Raw genomic sequence first — 9139 nt, 5'->3', positions numbered from 1 at the left:
GGGGAGCCCGGCCCCCCCCCCGGCCCGCCCCCCGCGGGGGGGTGCGCCCATCCCGCGGGGCGGGCCCCGGCGCTACCCGATGAATTGCAGTTCGGCGGTCATTTCCCTGCAACGCCGCTGCGGCCCAATACGCCCACGCGGCCTGGCCGTGGGAAGGGACCGGACCGGCCTCCCCACCCTGGGCCCGACCAACTTTCCATGGGCGAGGGTGTCATGCGCAATCGAGTGACGCGGCGGTACTTCCAGCAGTTGTTCGCGCTGTACGCCGGTTTCGTGCAGTCGCGCTGAGGCCGCGATGCGGTAGCGCCGGGCAATGCCCGGCGAACGTAAAGTGCGTTGGGGCTCAGCGCCGCTTGCCGCGGCGCGCTGGTGCCGGCGGCGGTGCATCCGAACGCGGCTTGGCATACTGCGTCCACAGCGCAGGCAGTGCCTTGCCGGTGTGCTTCTGCCACAGCGCCGGTGCATAGCGGCCGTCGCGCAGGGCCTTGTCCAGTGCCAGCACCAGGCCCGGATGTTCGGCGTCGGCCCATTTCAGAAACGCACCGGTGACCCGGTAGCCGCTGTCGAAGTTCTGCCCCTTCTCGACCTTGCCCGGCAGTGCCCAGCCCGCAGCGGCATTGTCCATGCCGTAGCGGTCGCGTGCGTAGTCGGCGATGCCCTCCACCAGCCAACCCGGCACCCGTGCGTCGCCATAGCCCGGATAGCCCTGCACGATGTGCATGGCCTCATGGGTGACCAGGTCGATGTCGTTGGGGTGCTGCGCAAGCCAACCCGGGTTGATGGTGATCGTTGCGGCCTGGTCCTTGTCACCGACGAAGGCGATGCCGGTGTAGGCCGGGTCGATCACGATGCGCACCATCGCCGGCGCAGCCGGGTGGAAGTCCGCACGTTCGCGCAGGTAGGCGAAGAAGAACGTATCGATCACCCGCTTGCGCTGCGGCGCGGCCAGGGCGCCACGGGCGTCCTGGTAGTTCAGCGTCACGCCGTCGCGGGTCAGCTGCGTATCGAACGCCTGGGTCTGGCCGAAACTGGAGAAGGACAGGGCAACAATGGCCAAGGGCAGAAAACGGAAGCGCATGCCGCTCATTGTACGGTGCCGGCCGCCAGCAGTTCGATCTCCGCCAGCGGCAGTCGTCCCGGTGCCGCCAGGCGCAGGCGGTATTCGCTGTAGCGACCGGGTTTTGCAATGCGGAATGGACGGGTCTGGCGGGCGGATTCGAAGTCTTCGCCGCTGCGCTGGTCGAGCACGGCCCAGCTGCCGCTGCCGTTGCGCGCCTCCAGTGTCCACTCACCGCCCTGGATACGGCTGTCACCGCTGGTCAGCGTGTACATCGTCGGGGTGCCCTCAGCCAGGCCGGTCAGCGCGATGGTTGCACCGCCGCCCAGGCCCACCGTCGTGCCGGCATCGTCATCGACCAGCGCGGGCAGGGCGCGGCCATCGGCCAACGTCGCCTTCGCGCCGCTGCCGAGCAGGTCGTGCAGCAGCTGCGGGCGCTGGCCGCGTGCGGTCAACGAGCGCGGCACATCATCCACGCCACTGCCCCAGCGCGAGGGACGGGGGCCCATCACGAAGTCGAGGGTCGCGCCCTTGGCGATCAGCTCGTGCGGCACCCAGGTCTTCGTCCACGGTTTGCCGTTGATCGTCAACGACTGCACGTAGACGTTCTCACGCGAGTTGTTGGCCGCGTTCACGGTCAGCACGGCACCACCCTGCAGTTCCACGCGCGCATGTTCGAAGGCTGGCGAGCCGATCACGTACTCCGGTGCGCCCATGCGCAGCGGGTACAGGCCCAGCGATGCCAGCACGTACCACGCCGAGGTCTCGCCGTTGTCCTCGTCACCGGGATAGCCCTGGCCGATCTCACTGCCCACATACAGCCGCGACAGGATCTCGCGCACATGCTGCTGGGTCTTCCACGGCTGCCCGGCGTACAGGTACATCCACGGGATGTGGTGCGCCGGCTGGTTGCTGTGCGCGTACATGCCCATGCGCACGTCGCGCGCTTCGGTCATCTCGTGGATGGTGCCGCCATAGGAGCCGGCCAGTGCCGGGTCGGCGGTTTCCGGCGTGGCGAAGAAGGCATCCAGCTTCGCCGCCAGCTTGTCGCGGCCACCGTACAGCGCGGCCAGGCCTTCGCCATCGTGGGCGGCGGTGAAGGCGAAGGTCCAGCCATTGGATTCGGTGTAGTCGTGGCCCCATACGCGCGGGTCGTAATCCTTGGCGTCCACGCGCCAGCGGCCATCGGCCTTGCGGCCCTGGAAGAAGCCGGCGGCCGGGTCGAACATGGTCGCGTAGCTGGCGGCGCGATAGCGGAAGTACTCGGCCTCGGTGCTGTAGCGCTCGCGTGCGGCCGGCGTGGTCGCGCGCTTGGCCAGAGCGTCGGCCATGTTGGCGATGCCGAAGTCATTCAGTGCGCCTTCCATCGTCCACGACATGCCTTCGTGCACGTCCGCGCTGGCGTAGCCACGGAAGGTCGAACGGTCCATGCCCTTGCGGCCGACATGACGGTCGGGCGGGACCACGGTCGCGTTCTTCAGCGCGGCGGCGTAGGCCTCGGCCGGATCGAAGCCGCCGATGCCCTTCAGCCAGGCATCGGCGAAGGCCACGTCCGAGCTGGTGCCGACCATCAGGTCGGCGTAGCCCGGCGACGACCAGCGCGCGATCCAGCCGCCGGCGCGGTACTGCTCGATGAAGCCTTGCACCAGCTGGCCGGCATCGTCGGGCGTAAACAGCGCATAGGCCGGCCAGGTGGTGCGGAAGGTATCCCAGAAGCCGTTGTTGACGAAGACCTTGCCGTCGCGCACGGCCGCATAGCTGCGGGTCGCGCTGCCATCGGTGTTGTCATCGCTGGCGCTGGCCTGGTTGGCGTAGCGCCAGTCGGGTAGGGCCGCGCTGCCCACGTTTTCATGGCCGGAGTTGGGGTACAGGTACAGCCGGTACAGGCTGGAGTACAGCGTGGTCTTCTGGTCGTCGCTGGCGTTGCCGATGTCGAAACGGGCCAGGCGCGCGTCCCATGCATCCTGCGCACGGCTGGCCACGCTCTCCAGCGTATCGGCAGCGCTGATTTCCAGTGCCAGGTTGTGCCGCGCCTGCTCGACCGAGATCAGCGAGGTGGCGATGCGCATCGTCACCCGCCGGTCGCTGCCGGCGTCGAACTTGATGTAGCCGGTCGGGCGGCCGGTGTCGAGGCGGCCGCTGCTGCGCCACGGCTTGTCGAAGCTGGCCACCACGTACATGCGGCTGGCACCGTTGGACAGGCCGCTGCGCGTATCGGTGTAGCCGGACAGCGTCTGCGTGGCGGCGTCCAGGGTCAGGCCACCACGCGCATCGACATTGTCGAACAGCAGGTTGGCGTCGCCGCCCTCGGGGAAGTCGAATCGGAACAGTGCGGCATGATCGGTCGGCGCGATGGCGGCAGCGATGCCATTGTCAAAGCGCACGTCGTAACGGTACGGGCGGGCGCTTTCGTGGCGGCGGTCGAACGACAGCGCGCGTTTGCGGCGGTCGGCGTCCGGCGCGCCACGGCTGGCCGAAGGCATCACCTGGAAGGTCTGGCGGTCGCCCATCCACGGGCTGGGCTGGTGGCTCAGTGCCAGCGCCTGCAGCTGCGGGCGGTTCTGCGCATCGTTCTGTTCGTTCCAGCGGTACAGCCAGTTCAGTGCGCCGGCGTCGGTCACCGGGGTCCAGAAGTTGAACCCGTGCGGCACCGCCGTGGCCGGGAGGTTGTTGCCGCGCGAGAACGTTCCGTTGGCCTGGGTGCCGCGTGTGGTCAGCACCCAGTCCGAGACGCGCTGCGGCTGCTGGCGCGGTTGGGCATCCAGGCGCACGTCATCAATCCAGCCAGAGACCGGCGCGCCCTCGGCACTGGCTACCTCCAGCTCGATCGCCACCACGCGGCGGCCCTTCAGCGTGGGCACGTCGCCCAGCCGCACTGCCTTGCGGGCCCATTGTTGCGGGTACAGCGTCTTCGATTCGCCCTGCGCGCGCGCGCCGATCGCCACGCCATGCTGGTCGCGTGCCGCACCGGCCGAAACGCGGCTGCCATCGTCCAGCAGCAGGTCCAGCGATACATAGGTCGAGGCGACGGTGTCCTTGCCGACGATTTCCGGCAGCACCAGCCACGACAGCGTGGTATCGGCCTCGATGGGCAGGTCGGCCTTGAACAGTTCGCGCCGCGCGCTGCCGCCTTCGCTGCTGTAGCGCAGCGCGTGCAGGCCGCTGTAGCCGGCGTTGCGCTTGGCGGCGTAGGGCGCGGCCGGTCCATTGCCGATCGTGACCTGTAGCGCACCGGTGGCCTGCGCCGGTACAGGTTCGCCCGGTTCGAACGAGGTCTGCAGCCCCTGCGCCCGCGCCGGCATCGCAGTGGTCGCACAGGCCAGGGCCAGGGCGAGCGGAAGCAGGGCGCGGCGCGGATCGGACAGGGTCATGCAAGGGTCTCCCGGAAGGGCTGGCGGCGGGCGAACCCGCATCGGCGGACACCACGGACAGCATCGCTCCGCCCGCCAGGCTGGCAGTGGAAGAGGCGATGCCGGTCCGGTGGGGGCGGGCCATGCGATCGGGTTGGATTGGGTGGGTCGGGGTGCGACCTGGCCCGATCCTGCAACAGCCACCGCGCGCTGGCAAGTGCCATTTAGTTCGATCCAAATGCGGGAAATATCGCTGGAGTCGATTCTGGCGAGCGAACCTGCCGGAACGACCGCGAAATCCCCGGAGTCGCCGCCGCCCGGCGTGCGGTGGGGAGATGCGAGGCATCGGCGGCGGCGTGCAAAGGCGCGTTGCGGGGCAATGTCGTTGCGGCCCAGATGCTAGAATCACGGGCCTCGCAACCCGTTCACCGAATCCGCCATGAGCCATACCGCCACCGCGCCCGCCAACGCCGAGAAGCGTTACACCGTGCACCGCAGCGATCTGCCGTTGAGCTGCCCGACCCCGGAAATGGCGCTGTGGAACTCGCATCCGCGCGTGTACCTGCCGATCGAAGACGAGCCCAACGGCGAAGCGCAGTGCCCGTACTGCGGTTCCGTGTTCGTGCTGGCCGACTAAACGGCGGCCCCTTCGATGCGCCGATTGACCGTGGTGCAGTTGCTGCCGGCGCTGCACTCCGGCGGTGTCGAGCGCTCGACCCTGGAAATCGCTGCGGCCCTGGTCGCTGCCGGCCATCGTGCGCTGGTGGTCTCCGCCGGTGGCCGCCTGGTGCAGCCCCTGCTCGATAGCGGTGCCGAGCACCTCACCCTCGACATCGGCCGCAAATCGCTGCTGACGCTGCGCCACCTGCCGACCCTGCGCCGCCTGTTCGCTGAAGTCGGCGCGGACATCGTGCACGCCCGTTCGCGGCTGCCGGCATGGCTGGGCCTGTACGCGATCCGTGCCATGCCCGCCGCCCAGCGCCCGCACTGGGTAACCACCGTGCACGGGTTGAATTCGCCCAGTCGCTACAGCGCGGTGATGACCAGCGGTGAACGCGTGATCTGCGTGTCCAACACCGTGCGCGACTACGTGCAGCGGCACTATCCGACGGTACCCGAAGCGAAGCTGCAGGTGATTCCGCGCGGCGTCGATGTCACACAGTTTCCGCGCGTGGCCAGCGCCGACCGCCGGCCACGACTGGCGCTGGCAGCCGACTACCCGTGGCTGGCGCAGGTTGGGGGCCCGCTGCTGCTGCTGCCGGGGCGGGGCACCCGGCTGAAGGGACATGCCCATGCGCTGCAATTGCTCGCCGATGTACGTGCAGCTGGTGTGCCGGCACAGCTGTGGATGCTGGGCACCGATGAACCGGGCCGCGAAGCCTACGTGGCCGACCTGTGCCGGCAGGCCACTGCCTTGGACGTGACCGACGCCGTGCAGATCAGCACGCCGACCGCGCGCATCGCCCAGGCCTATGCGGCCAGCGATCTGGTGCTGCAGCTGTCGGACAAACCGGAAGCGTTTGGCCGCACCGTGGTCGAGGCGCTGTCGGTCGGCCGTCCGGTGCTGGGCTGGGATCATGGTGGCGTCGGCGAACTGCTTCGGCAGCTGCAGCCCGCTGGCGCGGTGCCGCTGGGCGATGCACGCGCGTTGGGTGAACGTGCGCTGGCCCTGCTGGCGCAGCCGCCGTCCCTGCCGACCCGCATCCCGTTTACGCTGCAGGCCATGCAGCGCGATACCCTCCGCCTCTATGCCGACCTCGCTGGCTGACTCCGCCGTCACCGTGCGCGACGACCGCGCCGGGCGCTGGGCGCCGTGGTGGGTGCTGACGTACGTAGCGCTGTGGCCATTGCCGGGCATCGCGGAGACCGTGCTGGGCCTTGGCGCGGTCTACGCCGCCGCGCGCATGGTCATGCGCCGCCTGCAGCGCCGCCCGCATCTGTTGAGCACGGCAGCGTGGGCGCTGACCTCCATCCTGTTCCTCGGCTATTGGCTGCCGCAGGCGTTCTCGGCGTTTGATGCAATCGATCCGGCAGCGTCGTGGACGAAGGCGGCTGCCGGCCTGCGCTACCTGCCCTTCATGTGGCTGGTGGCGATCGCGGTGGCCACGCCGGAACGCAGGCGGCTGACCTTCGGCGGCCTGGCGCTGATCACCGGCGCATGGACGCTGGATGCGCTGGTGCAGGCGCTGGCCGGAACCAGCCCGTGGTTCTGGTCGCTTGAGCAGCTGAAGCTTGCGGTGAGTGGTCACGCGTTGTGCCCGGCCACTGAGGCAGCCGTGGTCGATCGCCTCAGTGGGGCACTCGGGCCGTGCAACCTGAAGTTCGGCCAGGTCCTGGCCAGTCTCTCACCGTTCCTGTTGTTGCCGCTGGCGCGTCGCTTTGGCAATCCGGGTTGGGTACTGGCCGCGGCGGCGCTGGGCTGCGTGCTGCTGCTGGCCGGCTCGCGCGCGTCGTGGATCACCTTCGCGCTGGTGCTGGCCTACAGCGGCGTGCGCCAGTTCGGTGTGAAGCGGATGCTGCTGCTGGCGCTGCTCGGCGTGCTGGGCGCCGGCGTGCTCACCGCAGGCGTGCCGCAGCTGCGCGAACGCCTTGCGCGTACCGCGATGGCGTGGGATGGAAGCGAACGCGGTGTCGACGAGGCACTGTCGGGGCGCGCGCGTATCTGGGAAGCCGCCGTCTGCATGATCGAAGAACACCCGTTCAACGGCGTCGGCGCACGCGGTTTCCGCGATGCCTATCCCGCCTGCGTGGCCGAAGAGGGGCTGGCGGTATGGGGGGATGCTCCCGCCCTGCACGCGCATCAGATCGTGCTGGAAATCCTGGCAGAAACCGGGGTGATCGGCCTGCTGCTGTGGCTGGCAGCCGTGGCCCAGGCCTGGCGGGCCTGGCGCTATGCACCGACGGCCGCGCGTGACCGGGCCCGCCCTGCGATGCTGGCGCTGGCGGTCACCGTGTTCCCGCTCAACACGCATCTGGCGTTCTATTCCGCGTTCTGGGGCGGCCTGACCGTGCTGCTCGCTGCCTTGTTCGCCGGCAGCCTGCTGGCCCGCGACGCAGATGATTCCCCGCCGGTGAAGTGACCGCGCATCCGCGCATGGTAGGGATCAACCATGGAGTCGATCAGTAGATCCACGCCATGCGTGGATGAGGCTTTCCCGACCTGAACACGGTGACATCTCCACTATCGGTGCCCCGGCAGTTCGCGCACGCTGGAGGCATGGCCAGCCCCAGACTTCGCTACGGTCGGTATTCCCGATCCGGCAACGTTTATTCATTGACCACAGCAACCCTCGGCCGCGAACCGTTGTTCGCCGATGCGGCAAACGTGGCGATCCTTATCGACACCCTGCGCTTCGTCGAGCGTAGGGGCTTCAGCCACAGCCTCGCCTGGGTGGTCATGCCCGACCATCTGCACTGGCTGATGGAGCTGCGCGGAGGAACCCTGGCCGAGTGTATGGCCCTGCTCAAATCACGCAGCAGCCGACTGCTGAACCGGCGATTGGAGCGACGAGGGGCGCTGTGGCAGCACGGTTACCACGATCATGCCGTACGCAGCGATGAATCCCTTCATGAGAAGGCGATGTACATCCTGGCCAATCCGGTCCGTGCGGGCCTGGCCGGCACGTTGGGTGAGTACCCGCACGCATGGTGCCGTTGGCCGTTGTAGGTGCCGGCACCCGGATGTAGAGCATCCACGCATGGCGTGGATCTACTTCAGAATGCTCCGCGTCATCAAATTCACGCCATGTGTGGACGAAACCCTCCCGCCCCACCATTATTTGTAGAAATCACTCCGGCCGCCGGGCTGGCGCTTGAAGCGGCGGTGGATCCACAGGTACTGGTCGGGAGCCTCGCGCACCATCGCTTCGATGGCCTGGTTGACCCGCGTGGTATCGGCTTCCACATCCTCGCTGGGAAAGTTCTCCAGCGGCGCGCCGATCTTCAGGAAGTACTTTCCGCCCTCGCGGCGGTGGAAGTACGGAATCACCGCGCAGCCGGTCATGCGCGCCAGCTGGTGGGTGGCCGTAATAGTGGACGCGGTATGGCCGAAGAACGGGACGAACACGGTGTCCTTGCCACGCATGTCCTGGTCCGGCGCATACCAGAGAAAGCCGCCCTTCTTCAGGTGGCGCACGGTCGCGCGGATGTCCTCGTTGGCGAACATCGCCTTGGCATAGCGCAGGCGGCCGAACTTCACCGCCCACTCGTACACCGGGTTCTTGTGCTTGCGGTACATGCCTGAAAGATCGACGTAGTCGCACAGCAGGCGGCCGCACATCTCCAGGGTCATGAAATGGCCGGACACCAGCAGTACGCCGCGGCCTTCGGCCTGCATCCGCCGCAGATGTTCCAGGCCTTCGATCTGCACCTGTGGGCGGATGCGGACGATGCTGCCCCACCACGCGCGGATGCACTCGAACACGCCCACACCCAGTGCGTCGAAGCTGTCGCGCACCAGGCGCTGGCGCCAGGCTTCGTCCTTTTCCGGGAAACACAGCCGCAGGTTGACTTCGGCGGCGCGACGGCGGCTGCCGAGCAGGCGCCAGCTGATCCAGCCCACGCCACGACCGAGCGCACGCTGCAGCATCCACGGCAGGCGGGCGATGGCGAAGGCGCCGAGCATGGCGGCGAACATCGGCCAGTTGCGGGGATCGCGCAGCGACGGACGGACGGCGGTGGTGGCATCGGACATGGCGCCATTCTACCAACCCGGCAGCGTGTCTTTCCCGGG

General features: G+C 68.4%; 7 protein-coding genes. 4 read left to right on the top strand and 3 right to left on the bottom strand.

Annotated features, from left to right (window positions below):
* Positions 1–343: 343 nt before the first annotated feature.
* On the bottom strand, positions 344–1087 hold the full coding sequence (locus R5H29_RS16170; RefSeq protein WP_332329458.1) for a basic secretory protein-like protein: 744 nt from the start codon (positions 1085–1087) through the stop codon (positions 344–346).
* The gene (locus tag R5H29_RS16165) at positions 1084–4428 is read right to left on the bottom strand and encodes a GH92 family glycosyl hydrolase (protein WP_332329457.1); all 3345 of its coding nucleotides are present in this window, start codon (positions 4426–4428) and stop codon (positions 1084–1086) included. Before R5H29_RS16165 ends, R5H29_RS16170 begins: the two co-directional genes overlap by 4 nt.
* A gap of 418 nt (positions 4429–4846) precedes the next feature.
* Here R5H29_RS16165 and R5H29_RS16160 point away from each other — a divergent pair, with 418 nt between their 5' ends.
* From R5H29_RS16160 to R5H29_RS16145, 4 genes are all read left to right on the top strand, one after another.
* A complete protein-coding gene (locus R5H29_RS16160) occupies positions 4847–5044 on the top strand; it encodes a zinc-finger domain-containing protein (RefSeq protein ID WP_005410967.1) in 198 nt (65 codons plus the stop codon).
* A 15-nt stretch (positions 5045–5059) separates the two neighbouring features.
* Positions 5060–6175: a glycosyltransferase gene (locus R5H29_RS16155; RefSeq protein ID WP_332329456.1), complete on the top strand. Its 1116-nt coding sequence runs from the start codon at positions 5060–5062 to the stop codon at positions 6173–6175.
* Positions 6156–7487, top strand: a complete 1332-nt coding sequence (locus R5H29_RS16150; protein ID WP_021204349.1) for an O-antigen ligase — start codon at positions 6156–6158, stop codon at positions 7485–7487. The genes R5H29_RS16155 and R5H29_RS16150 overlap by 20 nt, the downstream gene beginning before the upstream one ends.
* Before the next feature lie 137 nt (positions 7488–7624).
* Complete coding sequence (locus tag R5H29_RS16145) at positions 7625–8074, top strand: REP-associated tyrosine transposase (RefSeq protein WP_332329455.1); 450 nt, start codon at positions 7625–7627, stop codon at positions 8072–8074.
* 108 nt (positions 8075–8182) lie between these two features.
* Here the strand turns inward: R5H29_RS16145 and R5H29_RS16140 are convergent, their stop codons facing one another.
* Positions 8183–9100 carry an LpxL/LpxP family Kdo(2)-lipid IV(A) lauroyl/palmitoleoyl acyltransferase gene (locus tag R5H29_RS16140; RefSeq protein ID WP_332329454.1) on the bottom strand — a complete coding sequence of 306 codons (918 nt, stop codon included), beginning with the start codon at positions 9098–9100 and terminating at the stop codon, positions 8183–8185.
* Positions 9101–9139: the final 39 nt, after the last annotated feature.

The organism is Stenotrophomonas sp. A3_2 (assembly GCF_036624925.1).
Taxonomy (GTDB): domain Bacteria; phylum Pseudomonadota; class Gammaproteobacteria; order Xanthomonadales; family Xanthomonadaceae; genus Stenotrophomonas; species Stenotrophomonas hibiscicola.
The sequence above is the reverse complement of the archived record's forward strand: the minus strand, read 5'-3'. Positions and strand labels throughout refer to the sequence as shown.

What these genes read in the sequence shown, in the direction of transcription:
- R5H29_RS16155 (WP_332329456.1), top strand. Translation starts at nt 5,060, where the DNA reads ATGCGCCGATTGACCGTGGTGCAGTTGCTGCCGGCGCTGCACTCCGGC.
- R5H29_RS16160 (WP_005410967.1), top strand. Translation starts at nt 4,847, where the DNA reads ATGAGCCATACCGCCACCGCGCCCGCCAACGCCGAGAAGCGTTACACC.
- R5H29_RS16140 (WP_332329454.1), bottom strand. Translation starts at nt 9,100, where the DNA reads ATGTCCGATGCCACCACCGCCGTCCGTCCGTCGCTGCGCGATCCCCGC.
- R5H29_RS16145 (WP_332329455.1), top strand. Translation starts at nt 7,625, where the DNA reads ATGGCCAGCCCCAGACTTCGCTACGGTCGGTATTCCCGATCCGGCAAC.
- R5H29_RS16165 (WP_332329457.1), bottom strand. Translation starts at nt 4,428, where the DNA reads ATGACCCTGTCCGATCCGCGCCGCGCCCTGCTTCCGCTCGCCCTGGCC.
- R5H29_RS16170 (WP_332329458.1), bottom strand. Translation starts at nt 1,087, where the DNA reads ATGAGCGGCATGCGCTTCCGTTTTCTGCCCTTGGCCATTGTTGCCCTG.
- R5H29_RS16150 (WP_021204349.1), top strand. Translation starts at nt 6,156, where the DNA reads ATGCCGACCTCGCTGGCTGACTCCGCCGTCACCGTGCGCGACGACCGC.